Source organism: Streptomyces sp. NPDC054047 (genome assembly GCF_055585065.1).
In genome coordinates, this window is the sequence record NZ_JBVJKV010000007.1 from 236,298 (window position 1) to 250,095 (window position 13,798).

A 13,798-nucleotide genomic window follows, 5' to 3' on the forward strand; every position below is an offset into this window, starting at 1 on the left:
ACCAGCAAACCAGCTTTTCCTCCGCCGCTCCAGAGCGGCCGCTCCGTCGCCAGCACCGAACGTGGAGGGAGGGAGCACTCCCGCCGAGTGCTCCCTCCCTCCGCCGTCAGCTGCCCTCGATCAGGGCGCCCTGACGGGCGTCAGTGCCGCGGGCCCTGCTTGCGGTCGCGCCAGCCCTCGCCCTTCGCGCCGCGTTCACCCTTGGCGTCGTCGAACTCGATCTGCTCCTTGCGCACCGTGTCGGAGACCTCCTGCGTCTCGGTGACCTTCTCGGTCTCCAGACGCACGCGCTCGACCGGCACGGACTCCTTGCTGACCACCGCCTTCTCGGCGTGCAGGGTCACCTCGGTCTGCTCCTCGCCGATGTTGGCGCGCGTGCGGTCGCCCTCGCGGATGGGCTCGCGGACGACGCGAACTTCCTCGTGGGAGATGGGGACGGAGGTCTTCACGTCTTCGGTGACGACCACCTTGCGCAGTCGGGCCTGCCCGACCTCAGTCTCTTCCGTCCCGACGCGCAGCCGCTCCTCCGAGCGGATCATTTCGTCCGCCTTGCTGTCGTCGCCCGCGGCGGAGCGGGTCGCGAACTCGCGCGAGCCCGTGTTGCGGCCCTCGCCCATGCCCATCCCGGCACCCGCTCCTGCTCCGGCCATGCCCGCGGCACCGGCGCGGTCGCGACCACCTGCCGCCGGGGCGGTACGGGGCTTCGCGCCGTCGGGCCGGGTGAGGCCGTAGTGGGTGTAGAGGTCCTGCTCCTGTCCCGGCTCGAGGTGCTGGTCGGCGTCCACGCGCGGAGCCTCCTTCACGGCCTCCTTCGTGGCCGCCACGTGCAGCTGGTCCTCCTGGCGGCGGGCTCCGGAGAGCGGCACGAAGCTCTGCTTCATGCCGAAGAGACCGGTCTTGACGGTCACCCACTCGGGACGCCCAGTTCGGTCGTCGAGATACACCTGCTCGACGCTGCCGATCTTCTCGCCGGTCCGGTCGTAGGCCGTCAGGCCCGCGAGCCCATCGGCGCTGGTGAAGGCCTCGCCCTGAGTCATGGGTGATCACTCCCTCGCAGCGCGCGACGGGCAGAATCGAATCTCGCCACGGACGTCGCACGCGTCCCCTCCATCGCGCGCCCCACGGGTGCGCGACGCAACCAGGAGAGTCACGGAGCGTGTGCGGACGGCTCGACGGAAGCTCTTCGGCGGGGTGTTTGCGGCGATCGGGCCGATCTGGGGCGCCGCACCGCCAACTAGTCCATACGAGTGAGCGTCCTGCCGGACCATTCGTGGAGACGCGGACACGTGGAGACGCGGACACGTGGAGACGCGGACACGTGGAGACGCGGACACACGGAGACGCGGAGACGCGGAGACGGTGCCGGCTAGGGGAGGCCCGCCCGCACCAGGACCTGTTCCGTTTCCGACGGGAAGAAGTTGCTGATCCCCTGCATCAGCCGCAGCGCCGTGGCCACGCGCCGGGGGAGGGGGCGGGGCAGCCCCGCTGGAGTGAGGGCCGCCCCGCACGGCTGGGTGCGTGCTCGGTCCAGTTCGTGCTGGGCGCGCTGGACCTCACCGTTGCCGATGTGGACGAGGGCGCGCCGGACACTGCCCGATGCCTGTTCCGAGACGCTCAGGAGCGCGGTGATGCCGGACGCGGTGGGTTCCGCGGCCGGCCGGGCCACGGCTGTCGAGGGGCCGGCGGGCGCACACTCGCGGGCAGCCAGCCGAAGGTGGATGCTTGCCTGGTCCAGGATTTTGACGATCGCGCACAACCGTCCCGTGTCGAACGAGGCCATGGGATGACTCCTCTTCGATACCGCTCGGGTTCGATGCCGCTCGGGCGAACACGCGCACGAGTAGTTTGTCCTTCAGGCGTATCACCGGTGTGTGCCCGACCCGAACCCCTGCGGGGGGAGCGCACGCGGCGCGCAGGGAAGGGCGAGGGCGGGCGCACCGACCGGTCTTTCCGCCCGGGGGCGCACGGACCGGGGTTCGCCGTGGTGGGGGCGGGGCTCTACCCGGTGGCTGTCTGCGCGTCGGTGCTGCCCATCGGGTAGCACTCCTGGATCAGACGCTTCATGTCATCCCGTACGGCCACCAGCTCCCGGGTGGTGCGCGTCGTGTTCTGGATCATGCGCACCAGGTCCTCGGGCTGCAGCCCGTGCTTGAGAGCGCGGTCCATGTCGTCGCGATAGCACTCCACCCAGTCGACGCGACCCTCCACCGCACGATCGAAGTCGTCGAGAAGCTCGGCGCAGTAGATGCTCATCAGGCTGCGCAGCGAACGCCGGGCCGCTTGGCGGCGCTTGGTCGTGCTCCAGCGCTGTATCAGGGGCGCGGGAGGCGCCAGGACCGCATCGATGTCGCGCTGGGCGATCTCGATGTACCCGCGCCTCAACGGGATCCCGATGAAGGTGACCGGGCGCGGCCCCGCGCCGTTTCCGCCACCCCCGATGTGCGCGATGAACCGGCGGGTGAGGTGGTGCGTTCTGAGCTGCTCCAGCGCTTCGCTGGTCTTGCGCGCCGCCTCGCACCAGTCGTTCAGGATCTCGTGGAGCTCCATGAGCGCCTCGTGCATGTTCGGCCATGCCGGTGTGCTGGTGGCCCGGTCGGACACACCGCGCAGCACGTTGCCCGCCGCCTTCGCCACGACCGTGGCTTCTGGGCCTACCACCATGAGGACGTGACCTGCCTTCTCCCGGAGGTTGAGGAGCCTGCCAGCCTACGGCGATCCAGGAACTCCCGTAGGGCGATTGACGGACGTGGCGGGTGGGGTTGCGTGAACGCCACACGGAAGTGGTAGAAGAGGTGGTCCGGGGAGCGTAACTCGCCGATGGTTAGGGGCAGTTGATCTGTCCGTGGGTGGGTCTGGGCGGTGTCATCCAGCGTAGGGGGATGTGCGTGGCGGGTGCGGCCGCAATCAGCGGCCCCGGTCGTACACCGACCCGGTCGACATGCCGGAGATCGTCTCGCGGCCCTGCCCGGGGTCCGGCTGCGACGGCGTGCTGACGACGCCGGTGCTTCCGACCGGACGTCATGACGTGGAGCCGACGGACCCCGAAAGCGTCGAGGGTGTGGTCGTCGCCCGCGACGGCCGCATTCCTCCCACCATGGAGGAAGCACTCCGGGTCGTGACCAAGTTCGTCCCCTTCACGGTGGACGACGCCCCTCTCGTCCACCGCCGCCCCAGCGTTCCCGGCCTGATGGGCGAGGCGTCCACCCGGGACGAACTGGCGGCGACGCTCGTCCGTGATCTGGAGCGCCAGGTCGCGTTCACGTCCGGGGCGTGGGCACGCTCGCGTCGGCTGTTCATCCTGATGGAGTCCCTGACGGCGGCGAAACGTGCCGGGCGTGTCCCCTGGTAGGCCTCAGGACCCGGGTGCGGCGGCCGGGGCGCGGGCCATCTCCACCGTGAACTGCGCTCCGGCGAGCAGCGCCAGGTTGGACATCCAGAGCCACACCAGGAAGACGACCACGCCCGCGAGGGAGCCGTAGAGCTTGCCGTAGGTGCCGAACCCCGAGGCGTACAGGGTGAACAGGCCCGAGGACACCAGCCAGAGCAGGGCGGCGAGCAGACCGCCCGGCAGGCTGCGGCGCCAACCGCGCTCCGAGGGCGGCGCGTTGCGAAAGAGCACGAGGACGAGCAGGACCACCAGGCAGACCAGAGCGGGCCAGCGCAGGACGGTCCAGACGGTCTGGCCCGCGTCGCCGACCCCGGCGCGCCGCCCGACCGCCTGGACGAGGGAGCCGCTGAGGACGAGTACGAGCGCGCTGGTCGCCAGCAGCGCGAGCAGGGCGAGGGCGGTCATGAGCACCCGGTGCGCCTTGCGCCACACGGGCCGCGTGTCCTTCACGCCGTGCATCGCGTGCAGCGCCCGGCGGAAGACGGCCGCGTAACTGGAGGCGGACCACAGGGCGCTGACGGCGCCGCCGACCACGACGGTCACGGCGGCGGAACGCGCGCCGGCCATCTCGGTCAGTACGTCGTTCAAGGCGCTGCCCGACTGCGCCGGAGCCCAGTCGGTGACCTCGGCGATGAGCGTCTGGGTCGTGTCGGGACTGACCAGGCTGATCAGGCTGACCGTGACCAGGAGGGCGGGCAGCAGGGCGAGGATCGCGTAGTAGGTCAGGGCCGCGGCCCAGTCCGACACGTCGTCGTTCCACATCGCCACCGGGGTGCGGCGCAGCGCGGCGCCCCGCCGCGCCCACGGGGACGGGGCCCCGGCCGGTCCCGCGGGCGCGGCGAGCGCGCCGGACCCGTCCACGACGCGGGCAGACGTCGCACGGGCAGGCGTTGCGGAACTGTCCATGGGCTACTCCTCGTTGTCCGTTGCCGACGGTGTACGCACCGCCGTCCACGCTCCGCCCCTTGGACGCCGGTCGCCCGGGTCCGTTACGCGGGAGCATCCGGAACGTAATCTTCCCCTGCCCCCGGATGCCGATCGCAGCCGCCCTGGGCGCTCGTGCGCGGGGAGGTTCACGCCCTGACCATGCGTCTTCCCCGTGGCGGGCGGATGAAGAGCCGCGGACGTTACCGTTCGGTGATATATCGGACAGGGCTGTGACGCGAGCGAGGGCAACGGACGCAGGGTGTCGCGGGTCGTATGTGGCGTGGGGGTCGGGCAAGCCGGCCCTCCGTGAACGGGGAGTTGACGATCATGAGTGTTCGTATGAGCCGAGGACTGTGTGCGCTGGGTGCGGCAGTGGCCGTGGCGGGGGTGGTCGCCAGTACGGGTCCGGCGGCCGCCGCCGGCTCGCCCCGGTTCCTGGCCGCGTCCGAACTGCCGCCGCACGCGTCGTCGGCGTGGACGGCCGGTCCGGTGACCGCCGGGCAGCCCGACCCGCTGCCGATGTGCGTGGGTGAGGCCCTGCCGTCGATCTCCGTGCACCGCGCCTACCGCACGGACCTCGACACCGGCGCCCTCCAGGTGACGGTGGTGGAGCGCAGCGAGCAGCGCGCCAAGGACTTCGCGGCCCTGCTGCGCAAGAACCTCGCCGGCTGCGCCGAGAAGGTCATGCAGCAGGATCCCGAGATCACCGCGACGCAGAAGTACTACGGCAAGCTGAACGTCGAGGAGGGCGCCCACGTCTACGGCGTCCACACCGAGGCCACGTGGGGAGCCTCCGACATCAACATGTTCTCGGTCGGCCGCGACGGCAACACGGTGACGCTCGTCCAGTGGGGGCAAATGGGCGATTTCGCCAACGCGCAGGTGGCCGACTTCAAGACCACGACCCTCAAGGCCGTCAACAAGCTGTACTGACGAACCGTGTGCTCCGGTGCCGCCCGTCATATCGACCGATGGGCGGCATCGGTGCGTTCGGGCCCTCGCCCGGGCCGGGCGCACCGCTGCTCAAGGCGTTTCAACTGGGCTGCCGTGCGGCCTTGTTGAACAGAAGACAGACTGGTTCGGTGGTGGCGTCGGCGGGGGAGTGAGGCTCGTGCCGTTCGCCCCGATTCCGACCCCCTACTTCCAGCCAGACTAAGGTTAGGCTAACCTGCACGCCGTGAGATCAGGTGAACGCGCAGGTAGCGCCACACGTCCGCGCGGTCACGAATTGTCCGCCGAGCACATGACCGTGTCGTACGACGGCGTCGATGTCGTGCACGACGCTGCCATCCAGCTCAGGCCCGGCGAAGTGACTGCTCTCGTCGGCCCCAACGGGAGCGGCAAGTCGACACTGCTGCGTACCGTCGCCCGCCTGCAGGGCGCACGGCACGGCACGCTGACCCTCGATTCCGGGACGGCCGAGGCCGCCGACGGCTTCGACCTCACCGCCCGCCAGTTCGCCCGCCGCGTCGCCCTCCTGACCCAAGGACGCCCCACGCCGGGCGGCCTGACCGTCCGTGACGTCGTCGAGTTCGGCCGCTACCCCTACCGGGGCCGCTGGGGCCAGGCCGACGCGGGCGGCGCCGCCGTGGTGGAGCGCGTGCTCCTCCTGACCGGCGTCGACAACCTGGCCGACCGCGCCGTCGACCAGCTCTCGGGCGGGCAGTTGCAGCGGGTGTGGCTCGCCAGCTGCCTGGCCCAGGAGACCGGCGTACTGCTGCTCGACGAGCCGACCACCTACCTGGACCTGGGCTACCAGATCGAACTCCTCGACCTGATGCGTGACCTCGCGGACGACGGCGGCATCGCCGTCGGCGTCGTCCTGCACGACCTCGACCAGGCCGCCGCCGTCGCCGACCGGATCGCCCTGCTCGACGCCGGGCGCATCGTCGCCGACGGCGCCCCCGAGGACGTACTGCAACCGGAGCGCCTCTCCGAGACGTACGGCATCCGCATCGAGGTCGACACCGACCCCCTCACCGGCCGGCTGCGCACCCGCGCGATAGGCCGCCACCACAGCAGAAGCGAAAGGCTCCACACCTCCTCATGAGACGCCCCCTCCTCGCCGCGGCGGCCGCCACCGCCGTGGCCCTCGTCCTGTCCGGCTGCGGCACCTCCGAGCCCGCCAAGACCAGTGCGGACAAGAAGTCCGAGCCGATCACCCTCACCGACGCCAACGGCAAGACGGTGAAGCTCGACGGTCCGGCCAAGAAGGTCGTCGGCACCGAGTGGAACGTCGTCGAGTCCCTGGTCACGCTCGGCGTGGACCCCGTCGGTGTCGCCGACGTCAAGGGCTACAAGGCGTGGGACTCCGCCGTTCCGCTCAAGAACGACCCCAAGGACATCGGCACCCGCGGCGAGCCGAGCATGGACACCCTCGCCGGTCTCACCCCCGACCTCATCGTCACCACGACCGACATGTCGGCCTCCGCGGTGAAGCAGATGCAGAAGGTCGGCACCGTCCTCCAGGTCAAGGCCGCCGACGGCTCCGACCAGGTGGGCCAGATGTTCGACACCCTGGACGTCATCGCCAAGGCCACCGGCACGACCGGCGAGGCCAAGAAGGCGAAGGAGTCGTACGAGGCCAAGGTCGCCGAAGGCAAGAAGGCGCTGAAGGAGGCCAAGCTCGACGGTTCGAAGGTCGCCTTCGCCGACGGCTACGCCGCCTCCAACCAGGTCTCCCTGCGCGGCTACACGAGCAACTCCCTGCTCGGCGCCGTCAACGAGGAGCTCGGCCTGAAGAACGCCTGGAAGATCAAGGGCGACAAGGACTACGGACTCGCCACCACCGACGTCGAGGGCCTCACGGCGCTCGGTGACGACGTGAAGTTCGTCTACATCGGCAACAAGGGCGACGACAGCTCGGACGTGTTCACCGACGAACTCGCCGACAACTCCGTCTGGAAGTCGCTGCCGTTCGTCAAGGACGACGAGGTGCACCGGCTGCCCGACGGCATCTGGATGTTCGGCGGCCCCGGGGCGATGGAGGCGTACATCGACGCCCTCGTCGACACCCTGAAGAAGTAGCGCCGTGGCCGTCACCGCAACGCACTCAGCCACGCCCGAGCGCGCGGTCGCCTCCCCCTTGGGCGCGGTCGCGGTGACGGCCGGTCTCGTTCTTCTGGTCGCCGCTCTCGCGGTCGTCGACATCACGCAGGGCACCGCGTCCGTCGGTCCCGGCCAGGTGTGGCGGGCCCTCACCGGTCAGGCCGAGCAGGGCGACTCCTCCGTCGTCATCGCCTCACGCCTGCCGCGGATGGCCGCGGGGATACTCGTCGGCGTCGCGCTCGGCGCGGCGGGCGCCGCCCTCCAGGCGGTCAGCCGCAATGTGCTCGCCGCACCCGACACCCTCGCCGTCAACGCCGGTTCATACCTCGCGATCACCCTCATGGTCGCCAGCGGTGCGACGGCGCCGCTGCTGGCCTCATCGGGAGTGGCGTTCGTCGGCGGCCTCGCGGCTGCCGCCGTCGTCCTCGTGCTCGCCGGACGCGGCGCCGGAACCGTCCGCCTCGTCCTCGCGGGCAGCGCGCTGGCCCTGGGGCTCAACGCCATCACCGAGGCGCTGCTCCTGCTGGCGCCCGAACAGACCCAGGGCCTCTACCAGTGGGGCCAGGGAAGCATCAGCCAGAACGGCTTCGACGGAGTGGCCGACATGGCGCCCGTCGTCCTGGCCGCGCTGGTGGGCCTGGTGCTCATCGCCCGCCGCATCGACGCCCTGGCTCTGGGCGACGACGCCGCGCGGGGCCTGGGCATCCCGGTCCGCGGCACCCGCGTCACGGCCGTCGTCCTCGCCTCGCTGCTCTCGGCCGGCGCGGTGACGCTGGCCGGGCCCATCGCCTTCGTCGGCCTGTGCGCGCCGGCCCTGGTGCGGCCACTCGCGGGCCGCGTCCGTGGCCTGCTGCGCCACCGGACCCGCATCCCCGTCGCCGGTCTGGTGGGCGCCGCCCTCGTGTTGGGCTCCGACGTGCTCCTGCGCGCCGTGACGTCCTCGCAGACCGCGGTCACCGTGCCCACGGGCGTCATCACCAGCGTCGTCGGCGCCGTGTTCCTCGTCGTCATGGCGATGCGCACGCGCGACGGCGCCGGTGCCTCGGCGCCGGACCGGCTGCGCATCCCGAGCAGGACCGCCTACCTCGTCACCGTGGTGGTCCTCGTGGCCGCGCTGGCCGGCGTCATGACCGCCGCGGTGCTCGTCGGCGACAGCACGCTCCTGCTCGGCGACGTGGTCAACTGGGTGCGGGGACAGTCGGGACAGGCCATCACCTTCGTCCTGGACACCCGGGTGCCACGGGTTTTCGCCGCACTCTGCGCGGGTGCCGCGCTCGCCCTGTCCGGCACGCTCGTGCAGTCCGTGACCCGCAATCCGCTCGCGGAACCCGGTGTCCTCGGCGTCTCGGGCGGAGCGGCGCTCGGCGCCGTCATCCTCGTCACCTCGGCGCCGGGCGCCGGGCCGTGGAGCATCGCGGGCGCGGCGTTCGCCGGCGCCGCGGTCAGCTCCCTGGTCGTCTTCGGCCTCGCGGCGAAGGGCGGCTTCCAGAACAGCAGGCTCGTCCTGGTCGGCATCGGTGTGTCCTCGGGAACGATGGCGCTGATCAGCCTGCTGATCGTGCTCACCGACCGGTTCAGCGCGACCAAGGCGCTGATCTGGCTCTCGGGCTCCACCTACGGACGGTCCGGCACCGACATCCTGCCGGTCGCGGCCGTGCTCGTGGCCGGGACGGTCGTGGCCATCGCCCGCCGCAAGGAACTCGACCTCGTGTCGCTCGACGAGGACACCCCGCGGCTCCTGGGCCTGGACCTGGCACGCGGACGTCTCGGCTTCCTCGTCGTGAGCGTGCTGCTCAGCGCCACCGCGGTGGCCGCGGCGGGCACGATCGGCTTCGTGGGACTGGTGGCGCCGCACGCGGCACGCGCGCTGGTGGGCCGACGCCACGCACGGGTCGTTCCGGTCGCGATGCTGCTGGGCGCTTCTCTGGTCTGCCTCGCGGACCTGCTGGGCCGGACCGTCATCGCCCCGGCCCAGCTGGGCGCGGGACTCATGACGGCGGTCGTGGGGACGCCGTACTTCGTGTACTTGCTGGTGCGCAGCCGCCGCTAGTGGGGCGGCGGCCGCGTGCCGCGCTATGAGGCGATGCTGCCGCGCTGCCTGAGCAGCGGCAGGACGTGGTCCCTGACCGCGGGGGAGAGCTGAACGTCCCCTTCCCGCCCGGAGATCCACCGCAGGGCGGCCAGCTCGGCGGCGGGCTCGGGCTCCTTGCTGATGCGTGCCTCGAAGACCGACAGCCTCATGGGCGCCCGCTCCAGGGCGGCCATGGCCTCGACGTCGGCCAGGAACCGCGGCTCCAGGGGCTGCACGCCGAGCTCTTCGTCCAGTTCGCGGACCAGGGTCTCCAGTCGGGCCTCACCCGCATCGGGCTTGCCGCCCGGCAGATAGAAGACGTCGGGAGCCGCCTGCTTGCTGACGACCAGCAGGCGGCTCTCCTGAACGATCGCGGCGGCCACCACGGCCAGCGGCTCTTCCGCGCCGATGCCGTGGGCGACGCCCGTCTCACTGTCGTATGTCATAGGGGCCGTCTTCCCCACGCACCCCAGCAGCACCCATCGCCCGTCACGCATCAGCCGGAAAGCGGGCCGACGTGTCGAATTCCGGTGGGCCGCTCCGACGTATCTCATGGAAGCCGGAGGAATCCGGAGAGGTCCGTTTCGCAAGGGCGTGGTGGAGATGCTGCTGGAGAACAAGATCGCTGTGGTGTACGGGGCCGGCGGGGCGATCGGTGGAGCGGCGGCCCGAGCCTTCGCCGAGGAAGGAGCCCGGGTGTTCGTCGCCGGACGCACCCGGGCCACCCTCGACGCGCTCGCCGGGACGATCCGCTCGGGCGGCGGCCTGGCGCAGCCCGTGGTCGTCGACGCCTTGGACGAACGGGCGGTGGCGGAGTGCGTGGACGGCATCGTCGCCCAGGCCGGGCGGATCGACATCTCGTTCAACGCCATCGGAGCCGCCGATGTCCAGGAACCGCTCCAGAAGATCTCGGTGGACGACTTCCTGCAGCCCGTGACGACGGTGCTGCGCTCGCAGTTCCTGACCACCCGGGCCGCGGCCCGGCACATGGTGCCCCGCGGGACGGGCGTCATCCTGGCCTTCGGCGGGGGCGGGCCGCAGACCCTGCCGGGTCTGGGCGGCTTCAAGGTCGCCCTCGACGCGCTGGAAGGGCTGCGCCGCCAGTGGGCGTGCGAACTCGGGCCGCACGGCGTCCGCGTGGTCACGCTGAAGTCGGGCGGCGTGCCCCAGGCCATCCCCGAGGGCTTCCCGGGAGGCGACGAGATCACCGCCGCGCTCGAGGAGGCGACGCTGCTGGGGCGGACCGCCGAGCTGAGGGACGTCGGCCAAGTGGCCGCGTTCGTGGCCTCGGACCGGGCCCGCACGCTGACGTCGACCGACGTGAACATCTCCTGCGGGGCCATCGTCGACTAGGAGTTCAGCATGGGGATGCCGAACCGGACGCCGCGGCAGGTGGCGCCGCTGGAGGCTCAGTCGAGACAGAACTCGTTGCCCTCGATGTCCTGCATCAGGACGCACGACTCGTTGTCGTCGTCGGCAAGCAGCGTGCGCACGTGTACGGCGCCGAGCGCGACCAGCCGTGCGCATTCGGCCTCCAGCGTGGCGAGGCGCTCATCACCGACGAGTCCTGTACCGGCTCGCACGTCGAGATGCACCCGATTCTTGACGATCTTCCCTTCGGGAACGCGTTGGAAGAGCAGGCGCGGGCCCGCACCCGAGGGATCACTGCACGCGAAGTAGGTGACCTGCTCCTCAGGCGGCAGCGAGCGGTGGTACTCCTCCCAACTGGCGAACCCCTTCGGGACCGGCGGAAGGACGTACCCCAACACCTCGCACCAGAAGCCGGCCAGGCGCGCGGGCTCAGCGCAGTCGAAGGTGACTTGGAACTGCTTGATCGATGACATCGGCGCACCGTAGCAAAACGGTGCCCCGTGGCAAGGGGGCAGAGCACAGCGACCCCGCCGCGACGGGGGGACGCGGCGGGGCCATAGAGGCGGGTGCCCGGAGAAGTCGGCGTCATGCCTGCTTCGGCGGATGGATTTCGCGGGACACCGCGACGCCCGCCACCGGGGCGGGTGGCGGGCGTCGCGGCGGGCAGGTGGGGCGGACGCGTCAGCGCCGCATCGGTGCCTCCACGGGTTCCTCGGTCCCGGCATCGGAAACCGGGAACGTCTTCATGCGTACGGCCTCCGTACCGCTGTCGTTGTGCCGCATCGCCCAGTTCTCCAGGGTCGTGCGGCAGGCGTGGTCCAGATGGCGCAGCGCGGTCAGGTCCAGTTCGATGGGCCGGTCCTTGGGCAGGGCCTCCAGCGTCTCCAGGATGCGCGGCAGCCGCAGGAACGTGGCGTTGCCCGTGAGGGTGACCACCATCCGCCCGCCGGTCAACTCCCGTACGTCCAGGTGGACATGGGAGGTGTCCCAGGCGGACTTGACCACGGCGAGCACCAATCCGAGGACGACGCCCTCGAACATGTTGGTCACCACGATGGCGATCGCGGTGGTGGCAAGGACCAGGGCCTCGCCCCGGTGGGCGCGGGCCAGCGGGACGATCTCCTTGACGGGGATCAGCTTGCAGCCCGCATGGACCAGTACACCCGCGAGCGCCGCCAGCGGGATGATGCCGAGCGCGGCCGGAAGGAGCACGGCGAACAGCAGCAGCCAGGCGCCGTGCAGGACGCGGGAGAGCGGTGTGCGGGCGCCGGCCTCGACGTTGGCCGAGCTGCGCACGATGACCGCCGTCATCGGCAGTGCGCCGAGCACGCCGCACACCGTGTTGCCGACGCCCTGGGCGACGAGCTCCTTGTCGTACTGCGTGCGCGGTCCGTCGTGCATGCGGTCCACCGCGGCGGCGCTGAACAGCGATTCGGCCGAGGCGATGAGGGTGAAGGCCAGGACCGTGCCGAGCACGGCCACGCCGCCCAGGGCCGTCAGGTCGCCGAAGCCCGGCGGCTGAATGGCGTCGAACAGACCGCGCACCGTCACGTTGGCCACGTCCAGGCTCAGCCCGGCGGACACGGCGGTGGCCAGGGCGACGGCGGCCAGCGGGGCGGGCACCACGCGCACGGCCGCGGGCAGCTTCGGCCACAGGACCAGCACGGCGATGGTGCCAAGACCCAATGCCACGGCGGTCAGTGAGGTGGTGTCACCCAGCACGTCGGCAAGGAGTCCGGGCAGCCCGGCTATCTTCTCGAGCCCGGAGCGCGGCTGTTCGGCGCCGGCCATCGTGTACAGCTGACCGAGGATCAGGACGAGTCCGATGCCTGCCAGCATGCCCTGTACGACGGACACGGAGATGGCGCGGAACCACCGGCCGCAGCGCAGCAGGCCGAGGACGATCTGCAGGGCGCCGGTGAGCAGCACGATCGCGCCGAGCATGCCGAGCCCGAACTCCTGCACCGCCTCGAAGACGAGCACGGTCAGTCCGGCGGCGGGCCCGCTCACCTGAAGGGCGCTGCCCGGCAGGAAGCCGACGACCAGGCCGCCGACGATGCCGGTGACCAGGCCCAGTTCGGCCGGGACGCCGGAGGCGACCGCCACGCCGACGCACAGCGGCAGGGCGACCAGGAAGACGACGAGTGAGGCGAGGAAGTCCTGGCGCAGGACGCCCGGTTCACGCAGTGGGCGGAAGGGGGAGCGAAGGGAGGAGAGGAAGGAGGGCATGAGGGTGGGGGGTCCTGTCGTGGGAGCGGTCCGGTCGGTGGGGCGCGGCGGCTCTCACAGCGGACCGAACGCCGGCCGGTCGTCGAACGACGGACGATGGGCGGTGACGGTGCCGGTGTGTACTTCGTAGTACCAGGCGTGCAGGGTGAGCGAGCCCTCGTCGATCCGCTCTCTCACGCAGGGGTACGCGCGCAACCTCTCCACCTGTGCGAGCACGTGTGTCTGCACGGCCTCGGCCACGTCGGCGGAGGCCGGGACGAGAGCGCGCACGGCGGCGTCGGGGGCGACGGAGTGGTCCAGCCAGTCGCGCACGGCCGGCACGGCCGACAGGTCTTCGCCCCGCACCAGGGCGCCCACCGCGCCGCAGTGCGAGTGTCCGCAGACGACGATGTCGCGGACTCCGAGTACGCACACCGCGTACTCGATGGTGGCTGCCTCGCTCAGGGGGCGGCCCTCCCGGCCGGCGTCGTTGCCGGAGGGGTAGGGCGGTACGACGTTGCCCGCGGTGCGGAGTTCGAAGAGTTCACCGGGGCGTGCGCCGGTGATCAGGGCCGGTACGACGCGTGAGTCGGAGCACGTGACGAACAGGGCTTCGGGCGATTGGCCGGCCCCGAGGGCCTGGAAGGCCGCGGCGTTTTGAGGGGCCGCGACGTGGGTCGCGGCGAAGGAACGGGCGTTGTCGATCAGGGACTTCATGATGGCCTGCCTCCTGCGTCACTGCGGCGGAGCCGGGACGCGGTGTGGTCGGGTCGATGGTGACAGTG

Annotated in this window: 14 protein-coding genes; 6 read left to right on the forward strand and 8 right to left on the reverse strand. The window is 71.2% G+C overall.

Translation table 11 applies throughout. The features are described 5' to 3' along the window. Positions 1-140: 140 nt before the first annotated feature. The 3 genes from ACZ6ZP_RS25620 to ACZ6ZP_RS25630 form a co-directional block, all read right to left on the reverse strand. Positions 141-1,037, reverse strand: coding sequence for a PRC and DUF2382 domain-containing protein (locus ACZ6ZP_RS25620; protein ID WP_351165863.1), 897 nt, complete (start codon positions 1,035-1,037; stop codon positions 141-143). Positions 1,038-1,366: 329 nt separating this feature from the next. Then, complete coding sequence (locus ACZ6ZP_RS25625) at positions 1,367-1,780, reverse strand: hypothetical protein (RefSeq protein ID WP_351165865.1); 414 nt, start codon at positions 1,778-1,780, stop codon at positions 1,367-1,369. Positions 1,781-1,998: 218 nt separating this feature from the next. Next, entirely contained in the window at positions 1,999-2,661 is a 663-nt protein-coding gene (locus tag ACZ6ZP_RS25630; RefSeq protein ID WP_361466000.1) for a hypothetical protein, read from the reverse strand. Positions 2,662-2,881: 220 nt separating this feature from the next. Between ACZ6ZP_RS25630 and ACZ6ZP_RS25635 the strand changes: the two genes are divergently transcribed. Then, on the forward strand, positions 2,882-3,349 hold the full coding sequence (locus ACZ6ZP_RS25635) for a hypothetical protein (protein WP_469408538.1): 468 nt from the start codon (positions 2,882-2,884) through the stop codon (positions 3,347-3,349). A gap of 3 nt (positions 3,350-3,352) precedes the next feature. On the opposite strand, the gene ACZ6ZP_RS25640 is transcribed toward ACZ6ZP_RS25635, so the two are convergent. Continuing rightward, positions 3,353-4,294, reverse strand: coding sequence for a YihY/virulence factor BrkB family protein (locus tag ACZ6ZP_RS25640; RefSeq protein ID WP_351165871.1), 942 nt, complete (start codon positions 4,292-4,294; stop codon positions 3,353-3,355). 360 nt (positions 4,295-4,654) lie between these two features. Between ACZ6ZP_RS25640 and ACZ6ZP_RS25645 the strand changes: the two genes are divergently transcribed. The 4 genes from ACZ6ZP_RS25645 to ACZ6ZP_RS25660 all read left to right on the forward strand — a co-directional run bounded on the left by ACZ6ZP_RS25645 (position 4,655) and on the right by ACZ6ZP_RS25660 (position 9,413). Further along, complete coding sequence (locus tag ACZ6ZP_RS25645; RefSeq protein ID WP_351165873.1) at positions 4,655-5,248, forward strand: hypothetical protein; 594 nt, start codon at positions 4,655-4,657, stop codon at positions 5,246-5,248. A gap of 310 nt (positions 5,249-5,558) precedes the next feature. Further along, positions 5,559-6,365, forward strand: a complete 807-nt coding sequence (locus ACZ6ZP_RS25650; RefSeq protein WP_469408676.1) for an ABC transporter ATP-binding protein — start codon at positions 5,559-5,561, stop codon at positions 6,363-6,365. After that, entirely contained in the window at positions 6,362-7,342 is a 981-nt protein-coding gene (locus tag ACZ6ZP_RS25655) for an iron-siderophore ABC transporter substrate-binding protein (RefSeq protein ID WP_351165877.1), read from the forward strand. The genes ACZ6ZP_RS25650 and ACZ6ZP_RS25655 overlap by 4 nt, the downstream gene beginning before the upstream one ends. 4 nt (positions 7,343-7,346) lie before the next feature. Next, positions 7,347-9,413, forward strand: a complete 2,067-nt coding sequence (locus tag ACZ6ZP_RS25660) for an iron ABC transporter permease (RefSeq protein WP_469408540.1) — start codon at positions 7,347-7,349, stop codon at positions 9,411-9,413. Between the two features lie 23 nt (positions 9,414-9,436). Here ACZ6ZP_RS25660 and ACZ6ZP_RS25665 read toward each other — a convergent pair whose 3' ends face one another. Then, the gene (locus ACZ6ZP_RS25665) at positions 9,437-9,880 is read right to left on the reverse strand and encodes an NUDIX hydrolase (RefSeq protein ID WP_469408543.1); all 444 of its coding nucleotides are present in this window, start codon (positions 9,878-9,880) and stop codon (positions 9,437-9,439) included. Between the two features lie 157 nt (positions 9,881-10,037). Here ACZ6ZP_RS25665 and ACZ6ZP_RS25670 point away from each other — a divergent pair, with 157 nt between their 5' ends. Continuing rightward, positions 10,038-10,787, forward strand: a complete 750-nt coding sequence (locus tag ACZ6ZP_RS25670) for an SDR family NAD(P)-dependent oxidoreductase (RefSeq protein ID WP_361466073.1) — start codon at positions 10,038-10,040, stop codon at positions 10,785-10,787. 56 nt (positions 10,788-10,843) lie between these two features. On the opposite strand, the gene ACZ6ZP_RS25675 is transcribed toward ACZ6ZP_RS25670, so the two are convergent. The 3 genes from ACZ6ZP_RS25675 to ACZ6ZP_RS25685 form a co-directional block, all read right to left on the reverse strand. After that, the gene (locus ACZ6ZP_RS25675; RefSeq protein WP_351165885.1) at positions 10,844-11,278 is read right to left on the reverse strand and encodes a VOC family protein; all 435 of its coding nucleotides are present in this window, start codon (positions 11,276-11,278) and stop codon (positions 10,844-10,846) included. A 208-nt stretch (positions 11,279-11,486) separates the two neighbouring features. After that, positions 11,487-13,034, reverse strand: coding sequence for a SulP family inorganic anion transporter (locus tag ACZ6ZP_RS25680; RefSeq protein ID WP_361465990.1), 1,548 nt, complete (start codon positions 13,032-13,034; stop codon positions 11,487-11,489). Positions 13,035-13,088: 54 nt separating this feature from the next. Next, entirely contained in the window at positions 13,089-13,730 is a 642-nt protein-coding gene (locus ACZ6ZP_RS25685; RefSeq protein ID WP_351165890.1) for a carbonic anhydrase, read from the reverse strand. Positions 13,731-13,798: the final 68 nt, after the last annotated feature.

Coding starts and splice junctions, on each gene's coding strand:
- ACZ6ZP_RS25665 (WP_469408543.1), bottom strand. CDS start 9,880: ATGACATACGACAGTGAGACGGGCGTCGCCCACGGCATCGGCGCGGAA.
- ACZ6ZP_RS25625 (WP_351165865.1), bottom strand. CDS start 1,780: ATGGCCTCGTTCGACACGGGACGGTTGTGCGCGATCGTCAAAATCCTG.
- ACZ6ZP_RS25630 (WP_361466000.1), bottom strand. CDS start 2,661: ATGGTGGTAGGCCCAGAAGCCACGGTCGTGGCGAAGGCGGCGGGCAAC.
- ACZ6ZP_RS25685 (WP_351165890.1), bottom strand. CDS start 13,730: ATGAAGTCCCTGATCGACAACGCCCGTTCCTTCGCCGCGACCCACGTC.
- ACZ6ZP_RS25640 (WP_351165871.1), bottom strand. CDS start 4,294: ATGGACAGTTCCGCAACGCCTGCCCGTGCGACGTCTGCCCGCGTCGTG.
- ACZ6ZP_RS25675 (WP_351165885.1), bottom strand. CDS start 11,278: ATGTCATCGATCAAGCAGTTCCAAGTCACCTTCGACTGCGCTGAGCCC.
- ACZ6ZP_RS25680 (WP_361465990.1), bottom strand. CDS start 13,034: ATGCCCTCCTTCCTCTCCTCCCTTCGCTCCCCCTTCCGCCCACTGCGT.
- ACZ6ZP_RS25645 (WP_351165873.1), top strand. CDS start 4,655: ATGAGCCGAGGACTGTGTGCGCTGGGTGCGGCAGTGGCCGTGGCGGGG.
- ACZ6ZP_RS25620 (WP_351165863.1), bottom strand. CDS start 1,037: ATGACTCAGGGCGAGGCCTTCACCAGCGCCGATGGGCTCGCGGGCCTG.
- ACZ6ZP_RS25650 (WP_469408676.1), top strand. CDS start 5,559: ATGACCGTGTCGTACGACGGCGTCGATGTCGTGCACGACGCTGCCATC.
- ACZ6ZP_RS25670 (WP_361466073.1), top strand. CDS start 10,038: ATGCTGCTGGAGAACAAGATCGCTGTGGTGTACGGGGCCGGCGGGGCG.
- ACZ6ZP_RS25655 (WP_351165877.1), top strand. CDS start 6,362: ATGAGACGCCCCCTCCTCGCCGCGGCGGCCGCCACCGCCGTGGCCCTC.